The organism is Bosea sp. (in: a-proteobacteria) (assembly GCA_023910605.1).
Classification (GTDB): domain Bacteria; phylum Pseudomonadota; class Alphaproteobacteria; order Rhizobiales; family Beijerinckiaceae; genus Allobosea.
In genome coordinates this window covers 2,160,034-2,174,837 of record JAAVVV010000001.1, presented here as the reverse complement: position 1 = coordinate 2,174,837, position 14,804 = coordinate 2,160,034, and the positions used below count along the sequence as shown (strand labels likewise).

The window sequence follows — 14,804 nt, the reverse complement described above, 5'->3', positions numbered from 1 at the left end:
CACCCATGGATTTACCCCTGAACACCTTGCCGGACGACGTGGATGCGCTCAAGGCGATGGTGCTCGCCCTGGCGCGTGCGCAGGCGCAAGGGGATGTTCGATTAAGAGCCGCGGAGGCTGAAATCGCCCGGCTGGAGGCGATCGAACAGAGCGCCAACGAGCGGATTGCCAACCTGACGCTGATCATGAAGGTCTTGCAGCGCGCGCAACATGGCAAGCGCTCTGAACGGCTCCGCGCCGGTGGTCCTGGGGTCCTCGACGACGAGCAGATTGCCTTTGCCTTCGAGGAGGTGGAGACCGGCCTTTCGAGCGTCCAGAGCGAACTCGACCGGGGCGCCAGGGACAAGCCGAAACGCGCTCCACGCCCGCGCAAAGGCTTTGCTGCGCATCTTGAGCGCATCGAGGAGGTCATCGAGCCGGAACTCCCCGCTGGATATGAGGGCCTGGAGAAGGTGCTGATCAGCGAAGACCGTTCCGAACGGCTCGATGTCATTCCGCCGAAGTTCAGGGTCATCGTGACGCGCCGTCCCAAATATGCCTTCCGTGGCCATGACGGCGTGATCCAGGCGCTCGCACCGGCACACATCATCGAAGCCGGATTGCCAACGGAACGGCTGCTCGCCTTTATCGCGGTCTCCAAATATGCCGACGGTCTTCCGCTTTACCGTCAGGAGGCGATCTACCTGCGCGACGGGGTCGAGATCAGCCGATCCCTGATGGCCCAATGGATGGGCCATCTTGGGTTTGAACTGCAGATACTGGCCGATTACATCCTCGAAAAGATCAAGGAGGGTGAGCGGATCTTTGCCGACGAAACGAGCTTGCCCACTCTGGCTCCCGGATCGGGGAAAGCAACCAAGGCCTGGTTATGGGCCTACGCGCGCGATGATCGCCCCTATGGCGGCACCAGTCCGCCAATGGTGGCCTATCGCTTCGAAGACGGCAGAGGCGCTGAATGTGTGGCCCGTCATCTGTCCGGGTACAACGGCATCCTGCAGGTCGATGGATACGTGGCCTATAGCAGCCTTGCCAAGAGCCAGGCCAAGAGCCAGGCCAAGAGCCACGCCAAAAGCCAGGCCAAAACCGGCAGCACAGAAACGATGAGGCTTGCCGGATGCTGGGCGCATCTCAGGCGCAGGTTCTACGATCTGCACATCAGCGGCGTCTCGCAGGCTGCCACGGACAGCGTCATGGCCATGACCGAGCTGTGGAGGGTCGAAGATGACGTGCGCGGCCGGAATGCAGACACCCGCGCGAAGCTCCGGCAGGAAAAGTCTGCGCCTGTCGTCGCGCGCCTCTTCGATCTTTGGGAACGGGAGCTCGGCAAGGTCTCCGGCAAGTCCAAGACGGCGGAAGCAATCCGCTATGCGCTCGCCCGCCGTGAAGCACTCGAACGGTTCCTCTCCGACGGTCGCATTGAAATCGACTCCAACATCGTCGAACGGGCCATCAGGCCCCAAACCATTACGCGAAAGAACAGCCTCTTTGCCGGAAGTGAAGGCGGTGGCAGGACCTGGGCTACACTGGGAACGCTTCTGCAAACCGCCAGGATGAACAATGTCGATCCTCTCGACTGGCTGTCGCAAACCCTCGCGCATATCGCCCAAGGATGGCCCGCATCCAAAATCGACGCCCTCATGCCCTGGAACTTCAGGTCAAACGCCCTCAGCTAACCGCTTACCCTGCAACGTGTCATCGCGGACAAGTTCAAGATCGCGTATCACCAGCGCAGCATCGGCAAGCTGCTGAAGCACCTGGGCTTCTCGCACATCAGCGCCCGGCCACGGCATCCCGGGCAAGATGGCGAGGTCATCGCGGCTTTTAAAAAAACTGGCCCAACACGCTCGCGGCGCACATCAAGGGCGTGACGCGCAAGACGAAGATCGAGATCTGGTTTCAGGATGAGGCCCGCATCGGCCAGAAGAACGGGCTCGTCCGGCAATGGGCGAGGCGCGGCACAAGACCTACCCAGCCTGCCGACCAACGCTATGAGAACGCCTATCTCTTCGGTGCCATCTGCCCCGAAAGAGGCGTGGGCGCGGCCCTCGCTTTGCCCCATGCTGACACCGACATGATGCAACTGCATATCGACGAGATATCCCTGCACGTCGCCAAAGGCGCTCATGCCGTGCTGCTGCTGGATCGAGCCGGATGGCACATCACCGGCGACCTGAACTGGCCGAAGAACATCACGCCGATCCTGCTGCCCTCGCGCGCGCCGGAACTGAACCCCGTGGAGAATATCTGGCAGTATCTGCGTGCCAACTACCTCTCGAACCGCGTCTTCGAGACATACGCCGACATCATCAATGCAGCCTGCGAGGCCTGGAACAGGCTCACCGAAAGGCCCGACGTCATCACATCAATCGGGATGCGCCACTGGGCGCAAACAGGTCAGTTGTAAGGGCCGTTAGTATTACTTGTACTGGAATTTTCTGATCGGGAATCAGGCGTCTCTCGGGAGCAATCAGCGCCTGGCCATGCCTTACCGCAACCTTGCGCGCTTCAGCGATGAACGCCGGGCCGAAATCATGGCGGATGCGGCGCGGTTCCTGTCCTCGCTGGAGGCTTCCGCAGAGCCCGGGCCGGGCCTCGGGAGCGCGCCCTCGCCGCAGTTGACGCTGCCGCTCTAGGTCACCCGGCTGGGCCGCTCATCCCCGCCCTCAGCGCACGCCCACGGCCGCAGGCTTGCGCCAGACAACGGCAGATGGAACGCGCATGACGCGCACCGGAACATCGGGGACGAAGCAGTCCGGCAGGAATGCGCCACTCGGGATCTCAAGATGCGCGCCGGTTTCGGACATGGTGCGCACGGCGCACTGCCGGTGTCGAGCAGCCTGGTCTGGCGCACCAATACGGATAAAGGCGTCATGCGACACAAGCCGCGGCAACGCTTTGTCACGAAACATTGCCTCAATGCTGGGTCAAACGCCCCCTTGAGGGCATTTACGAAACGGCCACGGCCCCGATCGCCATGGCGACCGCCGCCTGGACGGGATCGATCACAGGCACACCGATGGCCTCCTCCAGCGGCTTGCGATGGCGGGCCATGCCGGCGCAGCCCATCACCACCGCGCCAGCGCCGTCAGCCTTCAAAGCCAGACCCGCCTCGATCATCCTGGCCAGCGTGCCCTCGCCCGAGGCCGTCTCCGCGACGCTCATTTCGAGCGCCCGCTCGCCCACCAGCCGGTCGGTGAGGCCCATCTGGCGCATGTAGCGATAATGGCGGGCAATCGAGCGGGTCTTGATGGCGATGACGCCGAAAGTGTCGGCGCGGGCCAGCGCGGTGAGAACGCCGCATTCGGCGATGCCGAAGACAGGGCGCGCAGTGGCTTCACGGCAGACATGCAGGCCAGGATCGGAATAGCAGGCAATGATGAAGGCGGCGCTTTCGGAATCGCTTTCCATGAGGCGCCGCAGCGGCAGCGTCACGCTTTCGATGTGCTCTTGCGTCTCGATGCCGAAGGGGCCGCCCGCCAGCGTGGCGCACACGATCTCGGGGCCGGCGGCGTTGGCGAAACCGGTCAGCGCGTCCCGCAATCCTTGCGTGACGGCCTCGTTCGCGTTCGGGTTGACGACAAGGATGCGTTTGAGTGTCATGGGGCCGTTCCGGTGAGGCCGGGAACTTCCACGCCTTGCCCGAGAAAGTCCAGCCATGTCACGCAACCGCTTCGATCTTGTCATCCGCAACGGCTCCGTCGCCACGTCGACCGATGTCTTCCGGGCCGATGTCGGCGTGACAGGCGGGCGGATCGTGGCGCTGGGGCTCGACCTCGAAGCCGGACGCGAGGACATCGACGCCAGAGGCAAGCTGGTGCTGCCGGGCGGCATCGACAGCCATGCGCATATCGAGCAGCTCTCGGCCGGCGGCATCATGAACGCCGACACCTTCGAGAGCGCGACGCGCGCCGCGGCCTTCGGGGGCACGACGACCGTGATGTCCTTCGCCGCCCAGCACAAGGGCATGAGCCTGCGCAAGGTGGTGGATGACTACGCCGCACTGGCTGCGCGGGGCGCCATGGTCGACTATGCCTTCCACATGATCCTGTCGGACCCGACCGAGCAGGCTCTGGCGCGCGACCTGCCGGCGCTGATCGCCGAGGGGCATGCCTCGATCAAGCTGTTCATGACCTATGACAAGCTGAAGGTCGAAGACGAGACGTTGCTCTACGTGCTCGCGGTGGCGCGAGAGCACCGCGCGCTGGTCTGCGTCCACGCCGAGAACCACGGCATGATCGCCTGGATGAGCCACAAGCTGCTGAGCGAGGGCAAGACGGCGCCGAAACACCATGCAGAGAGCCATCCGCGCGCATCTGAGACGGAGGCGTTCACCCGCCTCATTGCGGCGGCGGCGCTCGTGGACCAGCCCATCATGATCTTCCATGTCTCCACGGCGGAAGGCGCGGCGCTGGTTGCGGATGCGCGGCGCCAGGGGCAGAAGGTCTTCGCCGAAACCTGCCCGCAATACCTGTTCCTCACGGCAGCCGACCTCGACCGGCCGGGGCTGGAGGGGGCAAAGTTCATGTGCTCGCCGCCCCCGCGGGAAAAGGCCGATCAGGAGGCGCTGTGGGCGGCGCTGGCGCGCGGCGACCTTCAGACCGTCTCGTCGGACCACGCGCCATACCGCTTCGACGAAACCGGAAAGCTTTCGGGCGGGCCCAACCCGACATTCAAGCAGATCGCCAATGGCCTTCCAGGCCTCGAGACGCGGATGCCGCTGATGTTCGACGCCATGGTCTCGCGCAAGCGGCCCGAGTTCGCCGGTCGCGCGCTGCAAGCCTTCGTCGATCTGACCGCAACCGCGCCGGCCCGCATCTACAATCTGGGCGGCAAGGGGTCGATCGCCGTTGGCCTCGACGCGGACATCGCGATCTGGGACCCCAACCGGCGCGTCACGCTGAGCGACGAACTGATGCTCGGCAACACCGGCTACACGCCTTTTGCGGGGCGCACGGTCAAGGGCTGGCCCGAGACGGTGCTGGTCCGGGGCCGAATCGTGGCGCAGGGCGGCAAGGTCACCGGCGTGGCCGGATCGGGCCGGCACATACCGCGCGCCGGGGGCTGGGCGGCAGAACCGGCCAGGCGCCAGCGCCGAGCGCCGCATTGACGCGCCTGCGCCCGCGGCCGACACTCAGCAAGACAAGGAGCGCCGCATGAAGATCGCCCTCATCCAGATGAACTCGGTCAGCGACAAGGCCGCGAACATCGCGCAGGCCCGCGACCTGATCTCGCGCGCCATCGACATGGAAGGCCCTGACTGGATCTGCCTGCCGGAGCATTTCGACTGGGCAGGCGGCACGAGCGCCGACAAGCTGGCCCATGCCGACGGGCCCGGCGGCGGCCCGGCCTTCGACTTCGCGCAGGATATGGCGGCGCGGCATGGCGTGTGGATCCATGCAGGCTCGTTCATGGTCAGGGTCGAGGGCGAGAACCGGATCTACAACACCACGGTCGCCTTCGACCGCAGCGGCAGGGTGGCGGCCCGCTACGAGAAGATCCACCTGTTCGACATCACGGCGCCCGGCGGGCAGGTCTACAAGGAGAGCGCGACGGTGAAGCCGGGACGCGCGGTCGCGACCTATGATTGCGAAGGACTCACCATCGGCTGCGCCATCTGCTACGACATCCGCTTTCCTGAACTGTTCCAGGCGCTTCAGGCGCGCGGCGTGGACCTGATCGCGCTGCCGGCTGCCTTCACGCTCCAGACCGGCAAGGATCATTGGGAAGTGCTGTCGCGGGCCCGCGCCATCGAAACGCAAAGCTACTTCGTCGCCTGCGCGCAGACTGGCGCCTTCATCTCTGGCGGGGAAACGCGGCACACCTATGGCCATTCGCTGGTGGTGGACCCCTGGGGCCATGTCGTCGCCCGCGCCTCGGACGGCATCGGCTTCGTCGCGACGCGCATCGATCGTGAACTGATCGGCCGCGTGCGCGGGATGATCCCGGTCGCGCAGCACAAGGTGCTCGATCAGGCCGGCGCTGTGCGCCCGGCGGCGGCGCCCGTGCGTGCGGCCTGAGCGACGCCCGCGGAGCCGTTCACCACAACCATTATCCGTGGCAGGGGAAGATCACCAAAGCGTGTAGGCCGGCGTTGGCTCAAGCGTTGCATAACACGGTTGCGCGTAATAGCACTTCGTGGCGTGCAAATTGCTGGCGTTGGGCCGTCGATGGCTGCTTGATGCTGCGCGTCGTGGTCTGGGAAGGTTGTTCAATGTCGGGTCGGGTGATTTGGCGCGGAATGGCGGCGCTGGCTGTCATGGCGGGGGGCGTCATCGGCTACTATGGCTATACCGGCGCGCCGGTTCCGGCCTTCCTGACCCAGATGCCCTATTTCAACGAGAGCGTCTCGCGCGCCTCGGCCGCCTTCGGGGTTGCGCCCAAGACGGCAGCGCCTGTCTCGAAGCTGCAAGCCGGCGCGCCTGGCGGCCCGCCCGCACGCCCCCCCGTCCCCGTGGCCGTGGGCCAGGCCAAGCGCAAGCCGATGCCCGTGCGCCTTGACGCGCTCGGCACCGTGCAGACCATGGCGGCGGTGACGATCCGCGCGCGCGTCGAAAGCCAGATCCTCGAGGTCGCGTTCAATGACGGCGCCTATGTCAAGGCCGGGGAAACGCTGTTCCGGCTCGACTCCCGCCAGATCGAGGCCCAGATCCGGCAGGCCGAGGCCAATCTCGCACGCGACCGCGCCCAGGCGGCGGCCGCCGAAGCCGACTACAAGCGCGCACAGGAACTGCAGCGCCGCGACTTCGCGTCCGAGCAGCGGCTCGATCAGGCCAAGGCGCTGGCCGAGACCCAGCGCGCGGTGGTGCGCGCCAGCGAGGCCAACATCGAGAACCTCAGGGTCCAGCTCAGCTACTACACGCTGTCGGCGCCGATCTCGGGGCGCATCGGCGCAGCCGGGCTCAAGGCCGGCAACATCGCCAAGACGGGCGACGGCTCGCCGATACTGGCCTCGATCAACCAGACAAGTCCCATCTATGTCGGTTTCTCCGTTCCGCAGCGCTACCTGATCGACGTCAAGGCGGCCGTCACGGATGCGAGTTCGTCCGTGGTGGCGACGCCGCAAGGCTTGCCGCGATCCAGCACCGGCCGCGTCGCCTTCGTGGACAATGCCGTGGATGGAACCACCGGCACGGTGACGGTGCGCGCGGCCTTCGAAAATGCCGACGAGCTGCTCTGGCCGGGCGCGCTGTGCTCGGTCCGGGTCATCCTGCGCACGGAAGCCGATGCGCTGGTCGTGCCGCGCGAGGCGGTGCAGACCAGCCAGACAGGCAGCTTCGTCTTCGTCGTAGAGGGCGATGTCGCGCGCGTCCGACCCGTGGTCGTCAACCGCGTGATGGAAGGCGAGACAGTGCTGGCAAGCGGGCTGACTGGTGGCGAGACGGTCGTGACCGACGGCCAGTTGCTCCTGACCAACGGCGCGCGCGTCGCGGTCCGGCAGCCGGGCGGCAATCCCGGCGGGCCGCCGGCTGCGCAGCGGCAGCTCCCCAACCAGGGCTGAACTGCACGAAGCGGCGCGATGACCTGACGGACCCTATGGTGGGCCCGTCATGAACCGAACGACAGAAGGAGCTGCCCATGTCGCTGCCCGAGCTGTGCATCCGTCGTCCGGTGATGACGACGCTGATGATGCTGTCCTTCGTGGTCTTCGGCTTCTTCGCGTTCCGGCAGCTGCCGGTCGCCGCGCTGCCGCGGGTGGACTTCCCCACCATCAACGTCAATGTGCGCCTGCCCGGCGCGAGCCCGGAAACGATGGCCACCTCGGTCGCTGCGCCGCTCGAGCGTGAGCTGTCCTCGATCGCGGGGATCGCATCCCTTTCCTCGATCTCGCAGCAGGGGTCGACCTCGATCACGCTGCAGTTCGACCTTGACCGCAACATCGACGGGGCTGCGCTCGACGTTCAGTCGGCGATCAGCGCCTCGGCGCGCCGCCTGCCGCAGGATCTGCCTGCGCCGCCCTCGTTCCGGAAGGTCAATCCGGCCGACCAACCCATCCTGTTCCTGGTGCTCACCTCCGGCACGCAGCCGCTGTCGAGCGTCAACGAATACGCCGAAAACATCCTGCAGCAGCAGATCTCGCAGATCGCGGGCGTCGCGCAGGTGAACGTGTTCGGCGCGCAGAAATATGCCGTGCGTATCCTCGTCAACCCGGACTCGGTGTCCGCGCGCGGCATGACCCTCAACGAGGTGCGCGCCGCGGTGCAGGCCGCCAACTCGAACTCGCCAGTCGGCACCATCTCGGGCGAACGCCAGCGCCTGACGCTCGGCGCGACGGGCCAGCTCGAACGAGCGGGCGATTATGGCGGCCTCATCATCGCCCAGCGCAACGGCATCCCGATCAAGCTCGAAGATGTCGCGACGGTCATCGACTCGGTCGAGAACAATCAGACGGCAAGCTGGTACAATGGCCAGCGCTCGATCATTCTCGCCGTGTTCCGCCAGTCCGATGCAAACACGGTGGATGTGGTGCAGCAGATCCGCAACCGCATCCCGGCCTATCGCGACCAGTTGCCGGCGTCGATCGATCTTGCGGTGCTGAACGACCGCGCGCAGCCAATCAAGGAATCGGTGGAGAAGGTGCTGGAGAAGCTCGTCGTCGCGACGCTTTGCGTGATCGTGGTGATCTTCATCTTCCTCAAGCGCCTGACGGCGACGCTGATCCCGACCATCACCTTGCCCATTTCGCTGATGGGCACGTTCGGTTTCATGTATGCGTTCGGCTATTCGCTCGACAACATTTCGCTTCTCGCGCTCACGCTCGCCGTGGGGCTCGTGGTGGATGATGCCATCGTCGTGCTCGAGAACATCGTTCGCCATATCGAGATGGGCAAGAAACCCTTCGAGGCGGCGCTGATCGGCTCGCGCGAGATCGGCTTCACCATCATCTCCATCACGCTTTCGCTGGTGGCGGTGTTCATCCCGGTCTTCCTCATGGGCGGGGTCGTCGGGCGCGTGTTCCGGGAGTTCGCCGGCACGATCTCGGCCGCCATCCTGGTGTCCGGCTTCGTGTCGCTCACGCTCACGCCCATGATGTGCGCACGGTTGCTCAAGGGCGGCCATGGCCATGAGGGCGACAAGAAGACCTTCATGGACAAGCTCGTCGACCCTGTCTTCGATGCGGTCCTGGCCGGCTATCGCTGGTCGCTGGACTGGGTGCTGCGCGCCCGCCTGCTGATGCTCGTCATCACGCTCGCCACGGTGGGCATCAGCGTGAAGCTTTACATGGACATCCCCAAGGGCTTCTTCCCCATCGAGGACACCGGCCTGCTGCGCGGCGCGATCGAAGGACCGGCCGACACGTCCTTCGAGGCTATGTCAGCGCGGGTTCAGCGTGTCGCAGATATCGTGCGCGCGGACCCGGCCGTCGAATACATGACCGTCAACATCGGCGGCTTCAGCGCCGTCAACACCGGCTTCATGTTCATCTCGCTGAAGCCGCGGAACGAGCGCGACAGCGCGCAGGATATCATCGGTCGGCTCAGGCGCGCGAGTTCCGGCGTGCCCGGCCTCACCGCCGTGTTCCAGCCGGTTCAGAACATCAACCTGAACTCCGGTCGTGCCTCGCGCGCCGCCTACCAGTATTCGGTTGCGGGGCCTGATCTTGAGCAGCTGTTCAACCTGGCCCCGCGCCTGCGGGAGCGGCTGTCCCAGTTGCCGCAGCTTCGCGACGTGGCTCTCGACCTGCAATTGCGCAACCCTCAGGTCTCGGTCGAACTGGACCGCGACCGCGCCGCCAGCCTCGGCATCACCTCGGACCAGATCCGGCAGACGCTCTACAACGCGTTCGGCCAGCGCCAGATCGCCACCATCTTCACCGCATCGAGCGACTATCAGGTGATCATGGAGGCGGACCGGGCCTTCCAGCTCGAGCCGGCCGTGCTGTCGCGCCTGCTGCTGCGCACGGCCGGCGGCCAGAACGTGCCGCTGGAAGCGGTCGCCAAGATCACGCCGTCAGTGGGCCCGCTCGCAGTAAACCGCATTGCGCAGCAACCGGCCGTGACCTTCTCCTTCAACACCGCGCCGGGGGTGGCGATCGGCGATGCGGTCGCGGCCATCCGCATGGCCGAGCAGGAAATCAACATCCCCGCCTCCATGAACACCAACTTCTCGGGCTCGGCGCAGCTCTTCCAGGATGCGCTCAAGGGCCAGGGCCTCCTGATCCTCGCGGCGGTGCTCGTGATCTACATCGTGCTCGGCATCCTCTATGAGAGCTTCATCCACCCGATCACCATCCTGTCCGGCCTGCCCTCGGCTGGTCTGGGCGCGCTTCTCGCGCTGCAGTGGTGGGGCATGGATCTGTCGGTGATCGCCATCATCGGCATCCTGATGCTGGTCGGCATCGTGAAGAAGAACGCGATCATGATGGTCGATTTCGCGATCGAGAAACGGCGCAGCGAAAACTGCGACGCCATGACCGCGATCCGCGAGGCCGCGATCGTCCGCTTCCGCCCGATCATGATGACGAGCTTCGCGGCCATCTTCGCCATCCTTCCCATCGCGCTGGGCTCCGGCGCAGGCGCGGAGCTGCGCCAGCCCCTGGGCGTGGCGGTGGTCGGCGGCCTGATCGTCTCGCAGTTCCTGACCCTGTTCATCACGCCGGTAGTCTATTTCTACCTCGACAAGCTCGATGCGCTGATCTCGGGCCGGGATCGGCCGGCCGCAGACAAGCCCGTCATCGTCCAGCCGGCGGAATGAAGACACTGCTCAAGACACTGAAGCTGGATGCCCCGGGGCGTCGTCAACGGGCGCAGGCCGTGGTCGATTGAGGCCTGGCAGGCATAGCCATCCCTGCGCCGCCACGAACTTCCGGGACCGCCGTTCGGCGCCGACCATTTCCGATGCCGCACGCAAGCGAATGGATGAGATTGCCGGCGCAAGCCGCCAGAGCGGCTTCAGCGGGAGACGCGGCGGGTGGCGCGCGTGCTGGTGGCGAATGCCGGCGCACGGGACACGGCCATCGACGTGATCTCCGGCGGGGCTTCGCGTCCTTCCGCCACCATCCGGATGATCGAGCTCCCGCGCCGCGGACAAGCCAGGCCATTTCGACAGGCTTCATCCGGACGGCCGCCGACCGCATCGATCCCGCCACGCGGCCGCGCAACGCGCTGTCGCAGCCGAGCTTTTCGGCCTGGTTCGATCCGTTCCAGACTGCATGGCCTGTTCATGCAGTTTAGAATCTATATAAGTTATTGTTTTATATCGATTTTTTCTTGACCACTCCAGCGGCGACGATTAACCCAAGCATCGTGGCGGATGTCGATCTGCCAGCGCGGACCTTGAATCCGCGAGACAAGGAGAAACCGATGAATTCACTCGACCGCCGCAGTTTCCTGGCTGGAAGCGCCGGCCTTGGCGCCCTGCTCGCCGCGCCTGCCATTGTCCGGGCGCAGTCCACGCAGACGCTGAACCTGTATTCCTCGCGCCATTACGACACGGATGAGGCGCTTTATCAGACCTTCACCGCGGCCACGGGCATCCGGGTCAACCGGGTCGAGGCGGCGCCCGATGCGCTGATCGAGCGCATGCGCGCCGAAGGTGCCAACAGCCCCGCCGATGTCTTCATCTCGGTCGATGCCGGACGCATCGAGCGGGCGCGGGAGCTGGGCCTGCTGGCCCCCATCAATTCGGAAGCGCTCGTCTCGCGCGTTCCTGCCAACCTGCGCGATCCCGACGGGCATTGGTTCGGCGTGTCCACGCGCGCCCGGGTGATCATGTATCACAAGGACCGCGTGAACCCGTCGCAGCTCTCGACCTATGAGGATCTGGCCGACCCGAAATGGCGCGGCAAGGTGCTGATGCGCTCCTCGACCAACATCTACAGCCAGTCGATGACCGGCGCGATTCTCGCGGCCAATGGCGAAGCGGCGACGGAGGCCTGGTGCCGGGGCATTGTCGCCAATTTCACGCGCCAGCCGCGCGGCGGCGACACCGACCAAATCCGCGCGGCCTTCGCCGGCGAAGGCGATCTGGCGATTTCCAACACCTATTACCTCGGCAACATCATCCGCAAATCTGCGACGCAGGATGCAGCGCTGATCGACAAGATCGGCGTGTTCTTCCCTAATCAGGGCAATCGCGGAAGCCATGTGAACATCTCCGGCGTGGCGCTCTGCGCGACAGCCAAGAACCGCGAGGCGGGCATCCGCTTCATGGAGCATCTCATCTCGCCCGCCGCCCAGCGCTTCCTCGCGGAAGGCAATGACGAGTATCCAGTCGTCGATGGGGTTGCGCCGCCGCCGACCATCGCCCGTTTCGGCGCCTTCAAGTCCGACACGATCAATGCCCGCGTCTTCGCGCGCAACAACGCGCAGGCTCTCCAGATCATGGACCGCGCCGGCTGGAAATGATGCATGGCGCATGAGCCTGCGCCGGCCACGCCGGCACGCAATCCGATCCGCTTCGAAGGCCGCGCCCCCGCGCGGCCTTCACCGGCGTTCAGGCTCCCCAGCGGACACACGCCGGTGACGCTCGCCGCGCTGATGCTCGCGCTGCTCGTCGCGCTGCCGCTGCTCAGCCTCGCGCTCAGCCTGACGCAGAGCGGATCGGGCAGCATCGACCATCTGATGCGCACCATCCTGCCCGAAGCCATGCTGAACACGCTCGGCCTGCTCGTGCTGGTGGGCGGCGGCTGCGTCATGCTGGGCGTCGCCACGGCCTGGACGGTCACCGCCTTCCGATTTGCGGGATCGACGGCGCTGCACTGGCTGCTGCTGCTGCCGATGGCGATGCCGGCCTACATCATCGGCTATGCCTATACCGACGCGCTCACCTTCGCCGGCCCCGTTCAGACAGGGCTGCGCGAGACCTTCGGCTGGTCGCGCGGAGATTACTGGTTCCCCGACATCCACAATCTCGGCGGCGTCAGCGTCATGCTCACGCTGGTGCTCTACCCTTATGTCTACATGCTCGCGCGGGCCGCTTTCGTGGAGCAATCGGCCTGCATCATCGATGCCTCGCGCACGCTTGGCGGGGGCATGGGCGAAAGTTTCCGCCGCATCGCGTTGCCGCTGGCGCGCCCGGCCATTGCGGCCGGCACGGCGCTCGCCTTGATGGAAACGCTCGCCGACTTCGGCACGGTGCAATACTTCGGCGTGAACACGTTCACGACGCTGATCTACCGCACCTGGTTCGGCATGGGCGACCGCATCGCCGCCGCCCAACTCTCCATCGGGCTGCTGTGCTTCGTCATGGCGCTCGTGGCGCTTGAGCAGCATTCGCGCGGCCAGCGGCGCTATGGCCGCACTTCGCGACGCGAGCGCGTGCTGGGCGCCCGTCAGTTGCGCGGCTGGCGCGCGGCGCTGGCCTTTGGCATGTGCTTCCTGCCGGTGCTGCTCGGCTTCATCGTGCCGGTGCTGATCTTGCTGAACCTGCACGCACAGGGCGGCGATCCGTTCTTCGGCTCGCGCTTCCTCACCTATGCGGGCAATTCCTTCGTGCTGGCCAGTCTTGGGGCGGTGATCATCGTGGCGGCGGGGGCGCTGCTCGCCTATGCGCTGCGCGTCTCGCGCTCGGATGCCGTGCGAGGCGCGGTGCGCTTCGCAACCTTGGGCTACGCCATTCCGGGCACCGTGGTGGCTGTCGGCGTCTTGCTGCCGCTCGGCCTGTTCGACAATGCCCTCGACAGGCTGATGCGAGACAGCTTCGGCATCTCGACGGGCCTGTTGCTCAGCGGCACGCTTGTCGCCCTGCTGTTCGCCTATCTGGTCCGGTTCCTGGCTATTGCGACGGGCGGCATCGAGGCTGGCTATGCGCGCATCGGCATGAGCATAGACCATGCCGCGCGCACGCTCGGCTCGAGCCAGAGCTCGGTGGCGCAGCGCATCCATGTCCCGATGCTGCGCCGGTCGCTGATCACTGCCGCGCTCGTGGTGTTCGTGGATGTGATGAAGGAACTGCCGGCCACGCTGATCGTGCGACCGTTCAACTTCGACACGCTGGCCGTGCGTGTCTACCAGCTCGCCTCCGACGAAAGACTGGCGCAATCGTCGACCGCCGCCCTGGCGATCGTGGCGATCGGCATCGTGCCGGTGCTGATGCTGACCCGGGCGATGCGTCAGGGCCGGAACTGAGCGGGTTCGAAGCGGGGGCGCGCCTGCGCCCCGGCAAACCCGGAAGCCTTTTCGCAAGCTTCAGGCGGCCCTCGACGCGCCGCCAAGCGCCACAGCATATCCGGCCTCGGTCTTGGCCTTGACCTCGTCGAGCGTCACGTCCCCGGCCAGCTCGATCAGGGTCATGCCGCCCTTCTTCTTGTCGATCGCGAAGACGGCAAGATCGGTGATGACGAGGTCGACGACGCCCGCGCCGGTGAGCGGCAGGTTGCACGCTTTCAGCAGCTTGGACTCGCCCTTGGCCTCATGCTCCATCACGACGACCACCTTCTTGACGCCGGCAACGAGATCCATGGCGCCGCCCATGCCCTTCACCATCTTGCCCGGAATCATCCAGTTGGCGAGGTCGCCCTTCTGCGACACCTGCATGGCGCCGAGGATGGACAGGTCGATATGGCCGCCGCGGATCATCGCGAAGCTGTCGGAGGACGAGAAAAAGCTGGTGGTGGGCAGCTGCGTGATGGTCTGCTTGCCCGCATTGATGAGGTCGGGGTCGACCTCGTCGTCATGGGGGAAAGGTCCCATGCCAAGCATGCCGTTCTCGCTCTGGAGCTGGACGCTCATGCCGGCGGGAATGTAGTTCGAGACGAGCGTCGGAATGCCGATGCCGAGGTTGACGTAGTAGCCGTCCACCAGTTCCTGCGCGGCGCGCGCCGCCATCTGTTCGCGGGTCCAGGCCATTGTGATCTCTCCTCGCGG

Annotated in this window: 12 protein-coding genes; 10 read left to right on the top strand and 2 right to left on the bottom strand. The window is 65.7% G+C overall.

Annotation, left to right across the window (positions count from 1 at the left end):
* Window positions 1–5: 5 nt before the first annotated feature.
* The 4 genes from HEQ16_10475 to HEQ16_10460 all read left to right on the top strand — a co-directional run bounded on the left by HEQ16_10475 (window position 6) and on the right by HEQ16_10460 (window position 2,633).
* Window positions 6–1,673: an IS66 family transposase gene (locus HEQ16_10475; protein ID MCO4054455.1), complete on the top strand. Its 1,668-nt coding sequence runs from the start codon at window positions 6–8 to the stop codon at window positions 1,671–1,673.
* 9 nt (window positions 1,674–1,682) lie between these two features.
* On the top strand, window positions 1,683–1,868 hold the full coding sequence (locus HEQ16_10470) for a winged helix-turn-helix domain-containing protein (protein ID MCO4054454.1): 186 nt from the start codon (window positions 1,683–1,685) through the stop codon (window positions 1,866–1,868).
* Window positions 1,865–2,404 (top strand): IS630 family transposase, encoded by a 540-nt coding sequence (locus tag HEQ16_10465; GenBank protein ID MCO4054453.1) that lies wholly within the window; start codon window positions 1,865–1,867, stop codon window positions 2,402–2,404. Before HEQ16_10470 ends, HEQ16_10465 begins: the two co-directional genes overlap by 4 nt.
* A 76-nt stretch (window positions 2,405–2,480) precedes the next feature.
* The gene (locus HEQ16_10460; GenBank protein MCO4054452.1) at window positions 2,481–2,633 is read left to right on the top strand and encodes a hypothetical protein; all 153 of its coding nucleotides are present in this window, start codon (window positions 2,481–2,483) and stop codon (window positions 2,631–2,633) included.
* 313 nt (window positions 2,634–2,946) lie between these two features.
* Here HEQ16_10460 and HEQ16_10455 read toward each other — a convergent pair whose 3' ends face one another.
* Complete coding sequence (locus HEQ16_10455) at window positions 2,947–3,600, bottom strand: Asp/Glu racemase (protein ID MCO4054451.1); 654 nt, start codon at window positions 3,598–3,600, stop codon at window positions 2,947–2,949.
* A 55-nt stretch (window positions 3,601–3,655) separates the two neighbouring features.
* On the opposite strand from HEQ16_10455, the gene hydA reads away from it, so the two are divergent.
* The 6 genes from hydA to HEQ16_10425 all read left to right on the top strand — a co-directional run bounded on the left by hydA (window position 3,656) and on the right by HEQ16_10425 (window position 14,066).
* Complete coding sequence (gene hydA, locus HEQ16_10450) at window positions 3,656–5,107, top strand: dihydropyrimidinase (protein ID MCO4054450.1); 1,452 nt, start codon at window positions 3,656–3,658, stop codon at window positions 5,105–5,107.
* Window positions 5,108–5,153: 46 nt separating this feature from the next.
* Window positions 5,154–6,017 (top strand): carbon-nitrogen hydrolase family protein, encoded by an 864-nt coding sequence (locus HEQ16_10445; GenBank protein ID MCO4054449.1) that lies wholly within the window; start codon window positions 5,154–5,156, stop codon window positions 6,015–6,017.
* Between the two features lie 221 nt (window positions 6,018–6,238).
* Entirely contained in the window at window positions 6,239–7,498 is a 1,260-nt protein-coding gene (locus tag HEQ16_10440; protein MCO4054448.1) for an efflux RND transporter periplasmic adaptor subunit, read from the top strand.
* A gap of 77 nt (window positions 7,499–7,575) precedes the next feature.
* The gene (locus HEQ16_10435) at window positions 7,576–10,692 is read left to right on the top strand and encodes an MMPL family transporter (GenBank protein ID MCO4054447.1); all 3,117 of its coding nucleotides are present in this window, start codon (window positions 7,576–7,578) and stop codon (window positions 10,690–10,692) included.
* Window positions 10,693–11,300: 608 nt separating this feature from the next.
* Window positions 11,301–12,344 (top strand): Fe(3+) ABC transporter substrate-binding protein, encoded by a 1,044-nt coding sequence (locus tag HEQ16_10430; GenBank protein MCO4054446.1) that lies wholly within the window; start codon window positions 11,301–11,303, stop codon window positions 12,342–12,344.
* A gap of 3 nt (window positions 12,345–12,347) precedes the next feature.
* Window positions 12,348–14,066 (top strand): iron ABC transporter permease, encoded by a 1,719-nt coding sequence (locus tag HEQ16_10425; GenBank protein MCO4054445.1) that lies wholly within the window; start codon window positions 12,348–12,350, stop codon window positions 14,064–14,066.
* Window positions 14,067–14,126: 60 nt separating this feature from the next.
* Here the strand turns inward: HEQ16_10425 and HEQ16_10420 are convergent, their stop codons facing one another.
* Window positions 14,127–14,786 carry a 3-oxoacid CoA-transferase subunit B gene (locus HEQ16_10420; protein ID MCO4054444.1) on the bottom strand — a complete coding sequence of 220 codons (660 nt, stop codon included), beginning with the start codon at window positions 14,784–14,786 and terminating at the stop codon, window positions 14,127–14,129.
* Window positions 14,787–14,804: the final 18 nt, after the last annotated feature.

Coding starts and splice junctions, on each gene's coding strand:
- HEQ16_10475 (MCO4054455.1), top strand. CDS start 6: ATGGATTTACCCCTGAACACCTTGCCGGACGACGTGGATGCGCTCAAG.
- HEQ16_10460 (MCO4054452.1), top strand. CDS start 2,481: ATGCCTTACCGCAACCTTGCGCGCTTCAGCGATGAACGCCGGGCCGAA.
- HEQ16_10455 (MCO4054451.1), bottom strand. CDS start 3,600: ATGACACTCAAACGCATCCTTGTCGTCAACCCGAACGCGAACGAGGCC.
- hydA (MCO4054450.1), top strand. CDS start 3,656: ATGTCACGCAACCGCTTCGATCTTGTCATCCGCAACGGCTCCGTCGCC.
- HEQ16_10445 (MCO4054449.1), top strand. CDS start 5,154: ATGAAGATCGCCCTCATCCAGATGAACTCGGTCAGCGACAAGGCCGCG.
- HEQ16_10440 (MCO4054448.1), top strand. CDS start 6,239: ATGGCGGCGCTGGCTGTCATGGCGGGGGGCGTCATCGGCTACTATGGC.
- HEQ16_10435 (MCO4054447.1), top strand. CDS start 7,576: ATGTCGCTGCCCGAGCTGTGCATCCGTCGTCCGGTGATGACGACGCTG.
- HEQ16_10430 (MCO4054446.1), top strand. CDS start 11,301: ATGAATTCACTCGACCGCCGCAGTTTCCTGGCTGGAAGCGCCGGCCTT.
- HEQ16_10425 (MCO4054445.1), top strand. CDS start 12,348: ATGGCGCATGAGCCTGCGCCGGCCACGCCGGCACGCAATCCGATCCGC.
- HEQ16_10420 (MCO4054444.1), bottom strand. CDS start 14,786: ATGGCCTGGACCCGCGAACAGATGGCGGCGCGCGCCGCGCAGGAACTG.